Here is a 17,083-nt window from a genome sequence, read left to right as displayed (position 1 = left end):
CGGACTCAGGACTCCTGGTTCACTTCGACATAGACGGCGCCGCCGTCGATCTTCACGGGGTACACGGGGACCGGCAGGTTGGCCGGGGGGCCCGAGGGGCGGCCGGTGCGCAGATCGAAGCGCGAGCCGTGCAGCCAGCACTCGATCGCGCAGTCCTCGACCTCGCCCTCGGACAGCGACACGTTGGCGTGCGAGCACACGTCGTTGATCGCGTACACGTCGCCCTCGGTGCGCACGAGGGTGACCGGGACCTCGTCGAGCACGACGCGCAGCGGCGTGTCCTCGTGCAGGTCGGTCTCGGCGCAGGCCTTGAGATAGCTCATCGGGCGCCGCCTTCGAGGCGCGCCTCGATCTGCTTCATCAGCCGCTCCTGGAGGTCGGCGAGGCCGACCCGGGAGATCACCTCGGCGAAGAAGCCGCGCACGACCAGCCGGCGGGCCTCGTCCGCCGGGATGCCGCGCGACTGGAGGTAGAAGAGCTGCTCGTCGTCGAAGCGCCCGGTCGCACTGGCGTGCCCGGCGCCGGCGATCTCGCCGGTCTCGATCTCCAGGTTGGGCACCGAGTCGGCACGCGCGCCGTCGGTGAGCACCAGGTTGCGGTTGAGCTCGTAGGTGTCGGTGCCTTCGGCGGCGGCCCGGATGAGCACGTCGCCGATCCACACCGTGTGCGCGTCCGCACCCTGGAGCGCGCCCTTGTAGGTGACCAGGCTGCGGCACTGGGGCACGTCGTGGTCGATGAACAGCCGGTGTTCCAGGTGCTGGCCGGCGTCGGCGAAGTACACGCCGTACAGCTCGGCGTCGCCGCCCGGGGCGTCGTAGACCACGCGCGGGAACAGCCGGACCAGGTCGCCGCCGAGGGTGACCACGACCGACGTGAAGGACGCGTCCCGACCCACCCGGGTCAGGTGCGAGGCCACGTGCACGGAGTCGGCGTCCCAGTCCTGGATCGAGACGACCTTGAGCCTGGCGCCGTCGCCGACGATGAACTCGACGTTCTGCGCGTAGGTCGCGGAGCCGCTGTGGTCGAGCACGACGGTCGCCTCGGCGAACCGCTCGACCTCGATCGTGACGTGCCCGAACGCGGTGCCGCCGGCGCCGTGCAGGGTGACCACGACCGGCTCGGCGAGCTGGATGTCCTTGCCGACCACGACGAGCGTGGCCTTCTCGAACGAGCTGTACGCCTGGGCCGCGACCCGATCGACGGGCGCGCCCGCGCGGCCGATCCGCGCGTCGGAACGGTCCACCGTCTCGACGGTGACGCCCTCGGGCGCGGTCACCGAGACGGTGACCTCGCCCCGGTCGCCGCCCGCGGCGGTGCCGTCGTGCAGGCCGCGCAGGCGGGCCAGCGGGGTGAACCGCCAGTCTTCCTCGCGGCCGGTGGGCACCACGAAGTCGGCCACGTCGTAGGACGCGACGGCGACCTGACGCGCGTCCGCGGGCTGGGCGACCGAGCGGCCGGTGCCGGGGCCGGCGAGCACGTTCTCGGCCCCGGCCTCGCGCACGGCGATCGATCCGGCGGTCGTGCTACCGGGAGTGTTGGTGTTCGCAGCCATGGACTAGCCCACAGCCCCTTCCATCTGAAGCTCGATCAGGCGGTTCAACTCGAGGGCGTACTCCATGGGCAGTTCGCGCGCGATGGGCTCGACGAACCCGCGCACGATCATCGCCATGGCCTCGTCCTCGGTCATGCCGCGGCTCATGAGGTAGAACAGCTGGTCGTCGGAGATCTTCGAGACGGTCGCCTCGTGACCCATCGACACGTCGTCCTCGCGGACGTCGACGTACGGGTAGGTGTCCGAGCGGCTGATCGTGTCCACGAGCAGCGCATCGCACTTGACCGACGAGGTCGAACCGTGCGCACCCTCCTCGATCTGGACCAGACCGCGGTAGGAGGTGCGGCCACCGCCGCGCGCGACCGACTTGGACACGATGTTGGACGACGTGTTCGGGGCGCAGTGAACCATCTTCGAACCGGCGTCCTGGTGCTGGCCCTCGCCCGCGAAGGCGATCGACAGCGTCTCGCCCTTGGCGTGCTCGCCGAGCAGCCACACGGCCGGGTACTTCATGGTGACCTTGGAACCGATGTTGCCGTCGATCCACTCCATCGTGGCGCCCTCGTGGGCCACCGCGCGCTTGGTCACCAGGTTGTACACGTTGTTCGACCAGTTCTGGATGGTCGTGTACCGCACCCGGGCGTTCTTCTTGACGATGATCTCGACCACGGCCGAGTGCAGCGAGTCCGACTTGTAGATCGGCGCCGTGCAGCCCTCGACGTAGTGCACGTGGGAGCCCTCGTCGGCGATGATCAGCGTGCGCTCGAACTGGCCCATGTTCTCGGTGTTGATCCGGAAGTAGGCCTGGAGCGGGATCTCCACGTGCACGCCCGGCGGGACGTAGATGAACGAGCCGCCGGACCACACCGCGGTGTTCAGCGCGGAGAACTTGTTGTCGCCGGTCGGGATGACCGAGCCGAAGTACTCCTTGAACAGCTCCGGGTGCTCGCGCAGCCCGGTGTCGGTGTCCAGGAAGATGACGCCCTGCTCCTCCAGGTCCTCGCGGATCTGGTGGTAGACGACCTCGGACTCGTACTGGGCGGCGACGCCCGCGACCAGGCGCTGCTTCTCCGCCTCCGGGATGCCGAGCCGGTCATAGGTGTTCTTGATGTCCTCGGGCAGGTCCTCCCACGAGGCGGCCTGCTTCTCGGTCGAGCGCACGAAGTACTTGATGTTGTCGAAGTCGATCCCGGAGAGGTCGGAGCCCCACGTCGGCATCGGCTTCTTGCCGAAGAGCCGAAGGCCCTTCATGCGCTGCTTCAACATCCACTCGGGCTCGGACTTCTTCGCCGAGATGTCCGCGACGACCTCTTCGGAGATGCCTCGTCGCGCCGAGGCACCGGCGGTGTCCGAGTCGGCCCAGCCGTACTCGTAGGTGCCCAGGCCCTCGAGCTCGGGGCGAGCGTCGGTGGTCATGAAGTAGTCCTCCCGGAAGCCGGGGTGGCGTCGGTCGATTCCCGCAGACGGGAAGGGCCCCGGCGCGGCGGATTCTTGTCTTCGCTGTTCTTGCGACCGGACGAGCCGGCCGTCAGGCCGGACGAAACGGCCTTCGGGCCGGACGAGCCGACCCTGCGGCCGGTCGGACCGGCCGATTCAGCCTGTACAGCAGGAACGTGCGTGGTGCAGACGCCGTCGCCGTGGGCGATCGTCGCCAGCCGTTGCACGTGCGTACCGAGAAGGCGTGCGAACACCTCGGCCTCGGCCTCGCAGAGCTGCGGGAACCGCTCGGCGACGTGAGCCACCGGACAGTGGTGCTGGCAAAGCTGCTCTCCGCCGGGTGCGGGCCGCGCACTCGCGGCATACCCGTCGGCGGACAGCGCCTCGGCCAGCGCCCGGGCCCGCTCCCCGGGGGGTGCGGACTCGACCGAGGGACGATACCTCTCCTCGCGCGCGGCAAGCCGCTCGCGGGCGAATTTCGTCACTGCCTCATCGCCGAGGTGCTCGGCCACGAAGCTCAGCGCATCCGCCGCCAGCTCGTCGTACTCCTGGTGGAAACCGGAGCGACCGACGTCGGTCAGCGCGAACACCTTGGCCGGGCGACCCCGGCCTCGGCGCCCGTAGACGCGCTGCTCGGTGGCCTCGACGACACCCTCGGCGACCAGTGCGTCCAGATGGCGACGCACGCCCGCCGGGGTCAGCTCCAGTCGCTCGGCCAGGTCCGCCGCGGTGGACGGGCCGTGGTCGACGATCGAGCGGGTGACCCGGTGCCGGGTGCCCTCGTGACCGTCATGCTCGGGCGTGCCGACAGCCGCGGCGGGGGTCCGCCTCGGTGCCTCTTCGCTCGTTCGCATGTATTCCACAACACCATTGTTGCGTTAATCGGTCCCCAGGCCAAACGGCGATCACGTGCGGTCCGTCACTTAGGTGTGCCTAACAACACACCTCGCGTCGCACCCGGCCCGACCTGCGGATTTCCTGACGGCACGTCAGATGGGTCGATCCGGACGACCCCGCCACGAGGGGTGCCGAGACCTTTCTAGACTGACTCGTCATGGACTCCTCGCCGCCGGCAGTCGCGATCACGGGCCTGGTCAAGCGCTACGGCGACAAGACCGCCGTGGACGGGCTCTCGCTCACCGTCGAACGCGGCCAGGTGACCGCGGTGCTCGGCCCCAATGGTGCCGGCAAGACCAGCACGATCGAGATCTGCGAGGGCTACCGGCGCGCCGACGCGGGCGAGGTGCGGGTGCTCGACCTGGACCCGGTGCGCGACGCCGCCGCGCTGCGGCCCCGGATCGGGGTGATGTTGCAGTCGGGTGGCGTGTACTCGGGGGCGCGCGCCGAGGAGATGCTTCGCCACGTGGCGAAGCTGCACGCCCACCCCCTGGACGTGTCGATGCTGATCGAGCGGCTGGGCCTGGGCTCGTGCGGGCGGACCACCTACCGGCGGTTGTCCGGCGGACAGCAGCAGCGCCTGGCGCTCGCGCTCGCCGTGGTCGGCCGCCCCGAGCTGGTCTTCCTGGACGAGCCGACCGCCGGACTCGACCCGCACGCCCGGCACGCCACCTGGGACCTGGTGCGCGAGCTGCGCGGCGACGGAGTGAGCGTGGTGCTGACCACCCACCTGATGGACGAGGCCGAAAGGCTCGCCGACGAGGTGGCGATCGTGGATCGGGGCCGGGTGATCGCGTCCGGCTCGCCCGAGGCGCTGTGCCACGACGGCGCGGAGAACTCGCTGCGCTTCGCCGGACCACCCGGCCTGGACCTGGGCTCGCTGCTGAACGCGCTGCCGGAGGGCGCCAAGGCGCTGGAGGTCTCCCGCGGCGCGTACCGGATCGAGGGCGACATCGACCCGCAGCTGCTGGCCACGGTGACCTCGTGGTGCGCGCAGCACGGGGTGATGCCCGAGCGGCTGACGGTGGAACGACGCAGCCTGGAGGACGTGTTCATGGAGCTGACCGGACGGGAGCTGCGGAGTTGAGCGCGGTGGCGAAGGCTGCGGTATCGAAGGACGGGACGCGCGGTACGTTCGCGCCCGCGCCGGGGGCGGCGCCGCTGCGCCGGATGATCCTGGCGCAGAGCGCGCTGGAGACCCGGATGTTGTTGCGCAACGGCGAGCAGCTGCTACTGACGGTGATCATCCCGACGCTGCTGCTGGTGGTCTTCTCCTCGGCGGACATCGTGGACACCGGAGACGGCGAGCGGGTGGACTTCCTGACCCCGGGCGTGCTCGCGCTGGCGGTGTTGTCGACCGCGTTCACCGGGCAGGCGATCGCGACCGGGTTCGAGCGCCGCTACGGCGTGCTCAAGCTGCTCGGCTCGACGCCGCTGCCGCGGTGGGGGCTGATGGTCGCCAAGACGGCCTGCGTGGTCCTGGTGGAGGTCCTCCAGGTGGCGCTGCTCGTGGTGATCGCGCTGGCGCTGGGCTGGTCGCCGCACGGCAATCCGGTGTGGGTGCTCCTGCTGCTCCTGCTGGGCACCGCGGCCTTCTCCGGGCTGGGCCTGCTGATGGCCGGGACACTGCGCGCCGAGGCCACGCTGGCCGGCGCGAACCTGGTGTTCATCCTGCTGCTGCTGGGCGGCGGGGTGATCGTGCCGCTGGACAAGTTCCCCTCCGGGGTCGAGCACACGCTCGCGCTGCTGCCGATCTCGGCGCTGTCGGACGGGCTGCGGGACGTGCTCCGGGACGGATCGGGGCTGCCGCTGGGTGACTTGGCGATCCTGGCGGTCTGGGCGGTTTTGGGCCTGGGCGCGGCGGCGCGCTTCTTCCGGTGGGAGTGAGGTCCGCGAGCGCGGCGGATGCGGTGCGGGATCGGCATCGGTCGACACCCCTGGTGCGCTTGTGAATTCATTCACGACGTAGCATGTCGCGCATGAGTCTGCAGGCCGTCTCCCCCCTCGTCGCCCGCCGGGTGTTCCTCGCGAACCTGGTGGCGCAGATCGGCATCGTCGTCACGGGCGGTCTCGTCCGACTCACCGACTCGGGCCTGGGGTGCGACACCTGGCCCCGGTGCGACAAGGACACCAGCAACTGGACGCCGCACCAGGCGGTCAGCCACCACGCGTACATCGAGTTCGGCAACCGCATGCTGACCTACGTGGTCGGCGCGATCGCGGTGGCCTGCGTGGTGGCCGCATACCGGCTGACCGTGCGCCGCAAGGACATCACCACGCTGGCCTGGATCCAGATCGGCACGGTCGTCGGCCAGGCCGTCATGGGCGGCATCACCGTGCTGACCGACCTGCACCCGATGGCGGTGGCCGGTCACCTGCTCCTGTCCATGCTGCTGATCGCCTCGGCGGTCGCGCTGTACGAACGCGGCGGCGAGGGCGACGCGCCGGCCCGGCTGCTGGTGCGCCCGGAAATCCGCTGGTTCGGCTACGGCACGCTGGCCGTGGCCGGCGCGCTGGTCGTGATCGGCACCGTGGTCACCGGGTCCGGGCCGCACGCGGGCGACCTCAAGGCCAAGCGCTTCGACGTGAACATCGACCAGGTGGCCTGGCTGCACGCCGACCTGGCCTTCCTGCTCCTGGGCGCGGCCGTCGCCCTGGCCCTGGCCCTGCGCGTCACCGACGCCCCCGCGGACGCCCAGCACCGCATCTGGTGGCTGCTGGCCGTGCTGGTCCCGCAGGGCCTGATCGGCTACATCCAGTACTTCAACGGCCTCCCCGAGTGGATGGTCCTCACCCACATGCTCGGCGCCGCCCTCACCGTGGTCACCGCCACCCGCGCCCTGTTCGGCCTGCGCGTCCGCGGCGACGCATCGCCCGAAGCCGAGGCCGGCCACTTCGACGACGCCGAACTGCGCGAACCGGTCGCCACCCGCTACTGACCGTCGGGCGTCGGCGCGGAAACGGGTCGAACCCTCGCGGGTTCGACCCGTTTCGATGTTCCCGACCTCCCGGGTCAGCGGGTGGGGACCGCCAACAGGAGGGCGAAGCGCTCCCGGGGGTCGGTCCACCAGTGGCGGATGGTGAAGCCTGCCGTGCCGAGTTCGGCTTCCAGCGGGGTACGGCGGAACTTGGTGGAGATCTCGGTGCGCAGCAGTTCGTCGCGCGCGAAGTCGACGGAGAGGTCGAGGGTCGGGATCTTGACGGTCTGGTCGACGCGGGAGCGCAGGTGCATCTCGATGCGCTCCGCCTCGGCGTTCCACAGGGCGACGTGATCGTAGGCATCGGGGTCGAAGTCGGCGTCGAGTTCGCGGTTGAGCACGTGCAGCACGTTCTTGTTGAAGGCGGCCGTGACGCCCTGGCTGTCGTCGTAGGCGGCGACCAGCACGCCGGGGTCCTTGACCAGGTCGACACCGAGCAGCAGGGTGTCGTCGGCGCTCAGGGCACGGCGCAGGATGCGGTAGAAGTCCACGCGCTGGGCCGGGTCGAGGTTGCCGAGCGTGCTGCCCAGGAAGCTGAGCAGGCGGGGGCCGGGTTCGTCGGCGAGGGCCAGGTCGTGTTCGAAGTCGGTGACCGTGGCCGCGACCCGCAGCGCCGGGTAGTCGCGGCACAGCGCTTCACCGGCCCGGGTCAGCGCCGAGTCGCTCACGTCCAGCGGCACGTAGCGGTCCAGCGTGCCGGCGGCGGTGAGCGCGTCCAGGAGCAGCCGGGTCTTGCGGGAGGAACCGGAGCCGAGCTCGATCAGGGTGTGGGCCCCGGTGGCGGCGGCGATCTCCTCGGCACGCCGGGTGAGGATCTCGTGTTCGGCGCGGGTGGGGTAGTACTCGGGCAGGTGGGTGATCTCCTCGAACAACTCGCTGCCGCGCGCGTCGTAGAACCACTTCGGCGGCAACGACTTGGTCGGCGCGGTGAGGCCCCGGAGCACGTCGGCGCGCAGGGTGGTGTCGAAGTAGTCGGCCGGCAGCCGGTGGTCGAGGGTGAAGCGGCTGTTCATGGGACGCCGTTCCTGTGGGGCGGATGACGGACGTTGTGCCTGTGCGGCGGATGGCGGACGTGCGGCGACGGCCCGTACGGGGCGGATCGCGGCGATGCGGACACCGCTGCGGGTGGCCACGAGGAGGGAACGATCGGGTACCTCGACCCACGCGCCCCAACCGCCGACCGTGTCCTCGTCGGGCTCGGAGGCGACCAGGACCCGCCCGGGGGCGGTGCGGTACCAGAGGGTGTCCCCGTATCGGGTGGCGAAGACGGTCGCCCCGTCGGTGAGCAGCATGTTGAGCCGGGCATTCGGGCGCACCTCGGCGATCCCACGCACCAGCGAGGCCAGCGCCCCGCCGACGGGCTCGCGCCGGCGGACTCGGCGCGCGAGCATGGCCCACAGCAGCGCCGAGTCGCAGCGCGCCTCCAGGGTCAGCAGGTCGGCCGGGTCGAGCGCGGGCCCGATCGGCAACCGGGTCCAGTCCGGGATCGCGCCGTTGTGGCTGAACAGCCAGTGGCCGTCCCGATACGGCGCTGCCGCGGCCTCGTCCTGACTGGTGCCGGCGGTGGCGCTGCGCACGGCGGCCAGGAACGCGCCGCTGCGCACGGTGCGGGCCAGGTCGGGCAGATTCGGGTCGGCCCAGATCGGCAACGCCCGCCGGTAGCGGGCGGGTTCGACGTCCACGACGGCCTCGGCCGCGTCGCCGGGCGCCGCTTCGGCCGATCCGCCCGGGTACCAGCCGAAGCCGAAGCCGTCCACGTTGACCGTCCCGTAGCGCTGCCGACGCGGCGCCCAGGACTGCTCGTACAAGCCGTGCGCCGGGTCCGTCAGCACCTCGGCGAGGGTGATCTCCGGTCCCAGATAGGCCAGATGACGGCACATCAGCGCGCCTCCCGGGGCGCCGCGTCGCGGGCGGTCCGGAAGCCGGCGAAGATCTGCCGACGAATCGGCAGGTCCCAGTTGCGGAACGTGCCTCGAGCGGCCACCTCGTCCACGCCGAACGCGCCACCGCGCAGCACCTTGTGGCCGGGGCCGAAGAACACCTCGGAGTACTCCCGGTACGGGAACGCCGCGAACCCGGGATAGGGAAGGAAATCGGAGGCGGTCCACTCCCAGACGTCGCCGAGCAGCTGCCGGGCCCCGCACGCCGCGGCACCCGCCGGGTACGCGCCGGCGGGCGCCGGTTGCAGGTGCCGTTGGCCGAGGTTGGCGTGTTCGGGGGTGGGCTCCGCGTCACCCCACGGATACCGCCGCGAGCGCCCGCCGGCCGGATCGTGCCGGGCCGCCTTCTCCCACTCGGCCTCGGTCGGCAACCGCCGACCGGCCCAGCGCGCGTAGGCGTCGGCCTCGTACCAGCACACGTGCAGGACCGGTTCGTCGGGCGGCACCGGTTCGGTCCGGCCGAACCGCCGGCGCAGCCATGTGTCCCCCTCGCGCCGCCAGAACAACGGCGCGGTGAGGTCGGCCTCCTGTCGGTGTCGCCAACCCTGCGGACTCCACCAACGCTCGTTTGCGTACCCGCCGTCGGCGATGAACTCCTGGTAGGCCGCGTTGCTCACCGGCACGGTGTCCAACCAGAACTCCGGTACGTCCACGATGTGCGCGGGTCGTTCGTTGTCCAGCGCCCACGGGTCGGTGTCGGTGCCCATCTCGAACGGTCCTGCGGCGACCAGGACTTCCCGCGGCAGGGCATCCGCTTCGGTCGCTCCGGGCGGCGCGGGCGCGTCCAACACCGGTTTCCCGAGTCGCAGTTGGTGGGTGGCCAGCATGGTCTCGTCGTGCTGTTGCTCGTGCTGGGCGAGCATGCCGAACACGAATCCCTGGGCCAGGAGCGGGTCGCCGCCGGTGCCGAGGTCGACGGATTCCAGTACGCGCGAGGTGTGTTCGCGCACCATCCCGACGTATTCCCGGGCCTGCTCGGGCCCGAGCAGGGGCAGCGCGGGCCGGTCGGCACGCGGGTGTCGGAATGCGTCGTACAGCGGGTCCAGGTCCGGACGCAGCGCCGGTTCACCGCCGGCCCGGCGGACCAGCCACAATTCCTCCTGATTGCCGATGTGCGCCAGGTCCCAGACCAGCGGCGACATCAACCGGGAGTGTTGGGCGGTCAGTTCCTCGTCGGTCAGGCAGTCGGTGAGGGCCAGCGTCCGGCGTCGGGCCCGGGCCAGCGCCTCCCGGGCTATCGTCCGGCGGTCGGCGACCGGGGGCTCGACGTGCGCGTCGGTCGGCTCTGCGGGTCGCGTGGATCGGGTGGGCCGGCCGGCTTCAGTCGGTTGTGCGGCCTGCGACCTCGCTCGCCGGGACCGCTTCGACTGCTTCGACGCCTTCGGCGACTGCGATGGCTTCAACGACTTCATCGACTGGTCCTTTCCAGCAGGTCGTCCGCGGGACATCGGCCCCGTTCGGCGTAGCGCCTGGTGAATTCGGCGACGGCCGCACGGAGCGGGCCGGGGGCGCCGTTGTCGGAGAGGGCGTTCTCGGTGGCCGCGAAGCACGCCCGAATCGCCTTGCCGAGTACCGGGTCGGCGGGCCCGAGTCGGGCGGCCCGGCTCCAGACCGAATCGGTCGGCACCGCCGAGCCGTTCGGGCACAGCGGCTCGGTCGCCTCCCAGGCCGCCTCGGCCGCGACCGGGTCGTCCAAGAGGGTGGCGGCCATCGCGGCGGGAACGACCCAGTCGTCACCGCACTGGGCGTCGATCATCCGCAACTCCAGCCAGCCGCGCGGGCGGACCGGCGGGAAGAGCGTGGTCAGGTGGTAGTCGAGATCCTCCAGGGTGGGTGGACGCACTCCGGGTGCGCCGCGCAACCAGGAGCGGAAGGTCAGCCCCTCGGGTGCGGTCCAGCCGTCCGTCGAACTGCCGCGTACACACAGCAGCGGGGCGTCCAGCGCGTAGCACGCCCATGCGGCGCGCGGGTCGGGGTCGGCTCCCGGCGGCGGTTCCGGCGGCCGGGTGCGGCCGGGGTCCATCCGGGCCCAGACGAGTTGGCGGGTCGACCGCCATCCGGTCGGTTTGCCCTGCCACAGCGGGGAGTTGGCGAATGCGGCGACCAGTACGGGGCCGAGTCGGTGGGTCAGTTCCCAGCGCGATCGGTAGCCCCGGCGGCCGTCGCCCTCCTCTCCCGCGTCCAGGTTGATCTGCACGGACGCGGTGCCGCGCATCATCATCCGGCCCCATCCGCCGTCCCGGTCGAAGTACGCCTCCATGGCCCGGTAGCGGGGATGGTCCACGATCCGTGGCGGGTCCTGATACGGCTCCAGGCCGTGGCCGGCGAGCACCAGTCCGCTCGCCGCCAGCGCCTGTGCCAGGGCGGCCGTGTCGGCCCGGAGGTCCTGGGCGCATCGGGCGAGCGAGGTGGCGGGCGGTGAGCTCAGCTCGACCTGCCCACCCGGCTCGCGGGTCAATCTGCTGCCGAACGGCAGCCCCTGCGCCTTCACCGGGGCCAGGGCTTCGTCCAGCCGTTCCGGCGCCACCTCCCGGCGGGCGTCGGCGCCGTCGTGCACGATCCATTCCAGCTCGATCCCGACCCGTGCGGGTGGGCCGGTCTTGAAGCACACGCCGTGCACGTGGGCCTGTGCGTCGTCCTCCTTCAGAGCGGTAGCCATCGCCCTCACTCCTTACGGTCCATCGTGTGGTCCCGGGTCCGGTCCCGGGCGAGGTCCCCGGTTCGGTCCCTCATGTCACTTTCCCGCTCTGCTGTACCCGGCGAACAAGACCGGAACACCCGTACCCCCGTGAACCCCGAACCACGCCCACATGACGCCCGAACACCCCCGGGACGAGACCACCTGGTTGCCCTGGCTACACCCGGGCGAAATCCGCAGGTGGCGCGCGGGGGGCACGGGCCCGGGTGCGGGGCGCGGGGTATCGCTCGACACGGGGGTGCAGGTCGTCGGCCATCCGCCCGGTCCCGGGCCCGGGCCCGGGTCCGCCCGCCCGGCCGGCCGGCCGGCCGGCCGGCCGGCGATCATCGGTCCGTGCGACGACGCGACCGGTGCTGGACAACGCCGTGCGCGTGCCCTGTCATGGTGCGATGACCGCCGCGCAGCCGACGCCGACCCCGATGCCGCCCATCGACCTGGACGGCTACACCGGCAGACACGAGCACGACCATCCGTTGCACCGGGAGCGCGGGTTCGCCTTCTTCGCGCCGGCGCCCGAGGGCGCCGCGGAGGATCCGGGTCACGGATTCGAAGCGGCCCGCCGCGACAGGCTGCTCTTCGACCTCGCCGCCTGGCACCACGACGTCGCGCCGACCTACGTTCGGGCCCGGGCCGCGGAGGACCGGGCGCACGAGGCGGTGCGGGTCAGGGACGAGGATCCGAGCGACGAGCGCCACGACGAGGCGGTGCGGGCGGTCCGGGCGTACGCATGCGCCCGCTCCGACCTGCTCGTACTCCTCGACCGGCAGCCGATCCCGCGCGGCGGCGAGCCCCTCTACGAGCGGTACGTCCCCGAACGGACCCGGATCGATCCGAGCACCCTGACCCCCGAAGCCGACCTCCGCCGCCGAGTGGGCCTGCTTTAGGACGCGCATGTGGTGGTGATCGACGGGTGGCCCGGGTGAGGCGCTCGATCCCGGTGAGGCGCCCCCCGCAGCGGACATGAGGAGGACGCGTTGGAGCGACGGAAGTTGTTGGCGATCGGGGCGGGGCTGGCGGTCCTACCCGCCTGGTGGGCCGTGCGGCAGGTGACGAACGGAGCCGAGGAGGACTGGCACACCGACACCGCACCGCTGGAACGGGCGTTCCCCCTGCTCGGCGCGCTCACCGACGCCAAGTGGGTCAGCAGCCGGGACAACGAGCGGGACCTACCGTCGCCGGACCTGGTGCTCTCCGGCTTCGCCCGGCTGACCCCGGGGAAACTCGCCGAGCTGACGGCGGCCCACCCCTTCGTCTCCGAGGGGCCGGCCGATGACTTCTCCTCCTGGTTCGAGAAGTCGCTCGCGGGCGAGGGGCCGAAGAACCCGCAGTGGATCCGTTCGCACGAACTCGACCGCGACGGCAACGGCTACTCCACCAAACTCTGGTTCGACCGGCGCAGCGACACCGTCCGATTCCGGGCCCTCAACCCGTACGGAGGGCCCGGGTGATACCGGGAGAGAGGATCGAGGACGCGGTGCCGGTCGCGCACGGCTCACGACGGCCCGGTCACTCAGCCCTGTGAGCCGCCCAGTTGCAGGCCCGCCATCCGGGACCACTCGTACTTGGTCGTGCGCACCTTCGCCGCGAGGTCGTTCGGGAACTCCTCGTGCAGCGTGACGCCCGCCTTGGCGATGGCCGCACGCGCGATGTCCGGGTCGCGGACGACCTGGTCGCCCCACGCCCCGTCGGTCCCGACGAGCACGATCCGGGTCGCGTCGCGCCCGACGTACTCGACGATCGCGTCGCCCCCGCCGCCGTGTGCGGCGGTGAAGCGCTCGATGTGCTTGGCGATCCTGCGCACCTGTCGCTCGACCCGCGCATCCGGGGAACCCGGGTCCGGCGTGGCCGTCGTGGTCTCGGTGTCCGTCATGGCGCCCACATTACCGAGGGCGCGCCGCCGGATCCGGGCGAATGCGCGTGGTCCGGATCACGTCACCCGCAATCGCGCGGATCAACCGGACCGGATCGGATCGAAAAGCCGGACCGCACCAGCCGAATCGGATCAGAACAACAGCGGGTCGACCGCCACCGCGACGAACAGCAGCGTCAGGTAGGTGATCGACCAGTGGAACAGCCGCATCTCCTTGAGCTTGCCACCCGTGATCTCGGCCTTGGCCCGACGCTGGAGACCGTGCGCCTCCCACAACCACGCGATGCCCAGCAGCGCCGCCGCGATCGGGTAGAGCGGGCCGGTGTCCGCGGCCGGCCACAGCAGCATCGAGACGCCGACCATGACCCAGCTGTAGGCCACGATCTGGTTCGCCACGACCTTGTTGCCCGCGACCACCGGCAACATCGGCACGCCGGCGTTGGTGTAGTCGTCGGTGAACTTCATCGACAGCGGCCAATAATGCGGCGGCGTCCAGAAGAAGATCACCGCGAACAGCACCACCGGGGCCCAGTCCAGCGAATTGGTCACCGCGGTCCAGCCGATCAACACCTGCATGCAGCCGGCGATGCCGCCCCACACGATGTTCTGCGGCGTGCGCCGCTTGAGCAGCATCGTGTAGACGACCACGTAATAGAAGATTGCGAAGACCGAAAGCGCCGCGGACAGCGGATTGACCAGGAACCAGAACCACGCGGTGGAGACCACGCCCAGCACGCTCGCGAACACGATCGACTCGCGCGGCGACACCATTCCGGTGACCAGCGGCCGGCGTTCGGTGCGGTGCATCAGCCGGTCGATGTCCCGGTCGAGGTACATGTTGAAGGCGTTCGCGCTGCCCGCCGAGAGGTACCCGCCGAACACGACCAGGAGCACCAGACCCAGGTCCGGCAGGCCGTGCGCCGCAAGGAACATCACCGGAATCGTGCTGATCAGCAGCAGTTCGATGATGCGCGGCTTGGTGAGGGCCACGAATGCGAGAATCCGGGCCATCGGCGGGCGGGCGCCGGCGGGCGCATTTCCCACCAGCCCGGCCGGTCGGGATTCGACGGCTGTCACGAACACCCCATCAGCAGCGTTTTCGGCCGGGCCCGGGTGTCGCCCGGAAGCCGGTTTGCTCGTCAATATGTAAGCGGTATGCAAGCGGCGTCGGAGCGTCCAGGCCCGGACCCACTAGCAGGAAACTGTAGTCCCTCACCAGGGGCACAAACCCTCGGGGGCATGCCCGCGGCACCGCCGGGTAGCCGAGACGAAGGTCGTCGTGCGTCCGGCCTCGTGCCCACCGTGCGTCGCACCCGGCCCCCACGTATCTCCCGTCCTGTCCACAAGGTGAACGTCACCACCCGCGTGGGCGTCCTCCGAGCGAGGGACCATGTCACCCCCGGTAGGCTCGGCCACGTGCCTGAGGCGCCGGGGCGAAGGTCCCGAGCCGGCCGCTTTTATTCGGCCTATCCCGGAAGACCCCGGAAGGAGCCCTGAACAGGGTGAGCACCAAGCCGACCCCCGACAACAGCTCTCTCGACTGGAGCGACCTCGACAAGCGAGCCGTCGACACCGCTCGCGTGCTGGCGATGGACGCCGTTCAGAAGGTCGGTAACGGCCACCCCGGAACGGCCATGAGCCTGGCCCCCGCGGCCTACCTCATCTGGCAGAAGTTCCTGCGCCACGACCCGACCGACCCGGACTGGACCGGCCGCGACCGTTTCGTGCTGTCCCCGGGCCACACCAGCCTGACCCTGTACACGCAGCTCTACCTGTCCGGCTACGGCCTGACGCTGGACGACCTCGCGTCGTTCCGCACCTGGGGCAGCCGTACCCCGGGCCACCCCGAGCACGGCCACACCGCCGGCGTCGAGACCACCACCGGGCCGCTCGGCCAGGGCGTGGGCAACGCGGTCGGCATGGCGATGGCCGCCCGCTACGAGCGTGGCCTGTTCGACCCCGACGCCGCCCCCGGCACCTCGCCGTTCGACCACACCATCTGGGTGATCGCCTCCGACGGCGACCTGGAAGAGGGCATCTCCGCGGAGGCCAGCTCGCTCGCCGGTCACCAGAAGCTGGGCAACCTCGTCGTGGTCTACGACGACAACCACATCTCGATCGAGGGTGACACCGAGACCGCGTTCAGCGAGGACGTCCTCGCCCGCTACGCGGCCTACGGCTGGCACACCATCCGGGTCGAGCCGCAGGCCAACGGCGACATCGACGTCGAGGCGCTGCACGCGGCGCTGGCGGCGGGCAAGGCGGAGACCGGCCGGCCGACCATGATCGGCATGCGCACGATCATCGCGTGGCCCGCGCCGAACGCGCAGAACACCGGCAAGGCGCACGGTTCGGCGCTGGGCGCCGAAGAGGTCGCGGCCACCAAGAAGGTGCTGGGCTTCGACCCGGCCAAGGACTTCGAGGTCGCCGACGACGTGCTCGCGCACGCCCGCAAGGTCGTCGACCGCGGCCGCGCCGCGCACGAGGCGTGGAAGAGCGACTTCGCCAAGTGGGCCGAGACCAACCCCGAGCGCGCCGCCGAGCACGCCCGGATCTCCGCCCGTCGGCTGCCCGACGGCTGGGAGAAGGTGCTGCCGGAGTTCGAGGCCGGCAAGCCGGTCGCCACCCGCAAGGCCTCCGGCAAGGTGCTCGCCGCGCTCGGCGCGGTCATCCCCGAGCTGTGGGGCGGGTCGGCCGACCTCGCCGAGTCGAACAACACCACGATCGACGAGGGCAGTTCGTTCCTGCCCGAGGGCAACCCGCTCAAGGGCGCGAACCCCTACGGCCGGACCGTGCACTGGGGCATTCGCGAGCACGCCATGGGTTCGACCATGAACGGCATCGCGCTGCACGGCGGGACGCGCATCTACGGCGGCACGTTCCTGGTGTTCAGCGACTACATGCGCCCGGCCGTGCGGCTCGCCGCGCTGATGAAGCTGCCCACGACGTACGTGTGGACGCACGACTCGATCGGCCTGGGCGAGGACGGTCCGACCCACCAGCCGATCGAACACATCGCGGCGCTGCGCGCGATCCCCGGCCTGGACGTGGTCCGCCCGGCGGACGCGAACGAGGTCGCGGTGGCGTGGCGCAAGATCCTGGAGACCACGGACCGCCCGGCCGGCATCCTGCTCACCCGCCAGGACGTACCGACCTGGGACCGCACCGAGTTCGGCTCGGCCGAGGGCACCGCGCGCGGTGGTTACGTGCTGGCCGAGGCGTCCAGCGGCACCCCGCAGGTGATCCTGATCGGCACCGGCTCCGAGGTGCAGACCGCGGTCGCGGCGCGCGAGGTGCTGGAGGCCGAGGGTGTGCCGACCCGGGTCGTCTCGCTGCCCTGCCTGGAGTGGTTCAACGAGCAGGACCAGGCGTACCGCGAGCACGTGCTGCCGCCGTCGGTCAAGGCGCGCGTCTCGGTCGAGGCCGGCATCGCGCAGGGCTGGCGCGAGCTGGTCGGCGACACGGGCCGGATCGTCTCGCTGGAGCACTTCGGCGCGTCGGCGGACTACAAGAAGCTGTTCGCCGAGTTCGGGCTGACCCACGAGGCGGTCGTTTCGGCCGCTCGGGAATCCCTGGCGCACGCCGGTAGCTGAAGATCACGTAACCCTGTGGGCGGTGTCGGGTGGCAACACCCGCCCGACACCGCCCACGCCGGGCGCCGATCCGCCGCCCACGAGGCGGCCGGGTCCGGCCGCCGACTCGATAAGGAGC

Annotated in this window: 15 protein-coding genes and 1 pseudogene; 6 read left to right on the top strand and 10 right to left on the bottom strand. The window is 71.2% G+C overall.

The features are described 5' to 3' along the window. Positions 1-5: 5 nt before the first annotated feature. Genes ACZOOI_RS22255 through ACZOOI_RS22240 form a run of 4 tightly spaced genes read right to left on the bottom strand, consistent with a single transcriptional unit; the run spans position 6 to position 3,843 of the window. On the bottom strand, positions 6-323 hold the full coding sequence (locus ACZOOI_RS22255; protein WP_360305273.1) for a non-heme iron oxygenase ferredoxin subunit: 318 nt from the start codon (positions 321-323) through the stop codon (positions 6-8). Beyond that, on the bottom strand, positions 320-1,552 hold the full coding sequence (gene sufD, locus ACZOOI_RS22250; protein ID WP_465277466.1) for a Fe-S cluster assembly protein SufD: 1,233 nt from the start codon (positions 1,550-1,552) through the stop codon (positions 320-322). Before sufD ends, ACZOOI_RS22255 begins: the two co-directional genes overlap by 4 nt. 3 nt (positions 1,553-1,555) lie before the next feature. Continuing rightward, entirely contained in the window at positions 1,556-2,968 is a 1,413-nt protein-coding gene (gene sufB / locus ACZOOI_RS22245) for a Fe-S cluster assembly protein SufB (RefSeq protein WP_020553549.1), read from the bottom strand. Beyond that, entirely contained in the window at positions 2,965-3,843 is an 879-nt protein-coding gene (locus tag ACZOOI_RS22240) for a helix-turn-helix transcriptional regulator (protein ID WP_465281256.1), read from the bottom strand. The genes sufB and ACZOOI_RS22240 overlap by 4 nt, the downstream gene beginning before the upstream one ends. A gap of 200 nt (positions 3,844-4,043) precedes the next feature. Between ACZOOI_RS22240 and ACZOOI_RS22235 the strand changes: the two genes are divergently transcribed. From ACZOOI_RS22235 to ACZOOI_RS22225, 3 genes are all read left to right on the top strand, one after another. Further along, positions 4,044-4,973: an ABC transporter ATP-binding protein gene (locus ACZOOI_RS22235; protein WP_465277465.1), complete on the top strand. Its 930-nt coding sequence runs from the start codon at positions 4,044-4,046 to the stop codon at positions 4,971-4,973. A gap of 83 nt (positions 4,974-5,056) precedes the next feature. After that, positions 5,057-5,773 carry an ABC transporter permease gene (locus ACZOOI_RS22230; protein WP_465281255.1) on the top strand — a complete coding sequence of 239 codons (717 nt, stop codon included), beginning with the start codon at positions 5,057-5,059 and terminating at the stop codon, positions 5,771-5,773. A gap of 92 nt (positions 5,774-5,865) precedes the next feature. After that, entirely contained in the window at positions 5,866-6,825 is a 960-nt protein-coding gene (locus tag ACZOOI_RS22225; RefSeq protein WP_465277464.1) for a COX15/CtaA family protein, read from the top strand. 74 nt (positions 6,826-6,899) lie between these two features. On the opposite strand, the gene egtD is transcribed toward ACZOOI_RS22225, so the two are convergent. The 4 genes and pseudogenes from egtD to egtA form a co-directional block, all read right to left on the bottom strand. Further along, complete coding sequence (gene egtD, locus ACZOOI_RS22220) at positions 6,900-7,877, bottom strand: L-histidine N(alpha)-methyltransferase (RefSeq protein WP_465281254.1); 978 nt, start codon at positions 7,875-7,877, stop codon at positions 6,900-6,902. 147 nt (positions 7,878-8,024) lie between these two features. Beyond that, a pseudogene (egtC, locus tag ACZOOI_RS22215) lies at positions 8,025-8,744 on the bottom strand (ergothioneine biosynthesis protein EgtC); the annotation flags it as partial. Next, positions 8,744-10,216 carry an ergothioneine biosynthesis protein EgtB gene (gene egtB / locus ACZOOI_RS22210; RefSeq protein WP_465277463.1) on the bottom strand — a complete coding sequence of 491 codons (1,473 nt, stop codon included), beginning with the start codon at positions 10,214-10,216 and terminating at the stop codon, positions 8,744-8,746. The pseudogene egtC and the gene egtB, both read right to left, overlap by 1 nt. Then, entirely contained in the window at positions 10,213-11,463 is a 1,251-nt protein-coding gene (egtA, locus tag ACZOOI_RS22205) for an ergothioneine biosynthesis glutamate--cysteine ligase EgtA (protein WP_465277462.1), read from the bottom strand. The genes egtB and egtA overlap by 4 nt, the downstream gene beginning before the upstream one ends. Before the next feature lie 428 nt (positions 11,464-11,891). On the opposite strand from egtA, the gene ACZOOI_RS22200 reads away from it, so the two are divergent. Together ACZOOI_RS22200 and ACZOOI_RS22195 are read left to right on the top strand one after the other, a co-directional pair. Beyond that, positions 11,892-12,386 (top strand): hypothetical protein, encoded by a 495-nt coding sequence (locus tag ACZOOI_RS22200; protein ID WP_465277461.1) that lies wholly within the window; start codon positions 11,892-11,894, stop codon positions 12,384-12,386. 90 nt (positions 12,387-12,476) lie between these two features. Continuing rightward, a complete protein-coding gene (locus ACZOOI_RS22195) occupies positions 12,477-12,950 on the top strand; it encodes a hypothetical protein (RefSeq protein ID WP_465277460.1) in 474 nt (157 codons plus the stop codon). A 62-nt stretch (positions 12,951-13,012) separates the two neighbouring features. Here ACZOOI_RS22195 and ACZOOI_RS22190 read toward each other — a convergent pair whose 3' ends face one another. Together ACZOOI_RS22190 and ACZOOI_RS22185 are read right to left on the bottom strand one after the other, a co-directional pair. Further along, positions 13,013-13,372 (bottom strand): hypothetical protein, encoded by a 360-nt coding sequence (locus ACZOOI_RS22190; protein WP_465277459.1) that lies wholly within the window; start codon positions 13,370-13,372, stop codon positions 13,013-13,015. Positions 13,373-13,504: 132 nt separating this feature from the next. Then, entirely contained in the window at positions 13,505-14,449 is a 945-nt protein-coding gene (locus ACZOOI_RS22185; RefSeq protein ID WP_391582536.1) for a heme o synthase, read from the bottom strand. A gap of 425 nt (positions 14,450-14,874) precedes the next feature. Here ACZOOI_RS22185 and tkt point away from each other — a divergent pair, with 425 nt between their 5' ends. Beyond that, positions 14,875-16,965 carry a transketolase gene (gene tkt / locus ACZOOI_RS22180; RefSeq protein ID WP_465277458.1) on the top strand — a complete coding sequence of 697 codons (2,091 nt, stop codon included), beginning with the start codon at positions 14,875-14,877 and terminating at the stop codon, positions 16,963-16,965. The last annotated feature ends 118 nt before the right edge of the window (positions 16,966-17,083 follow it).

Source organism: Embleya sp. L77, from assembly GCF_055557415.1.
This window is presented reverse-complemented; position numbering and strand designations above follow the sequence as displayed.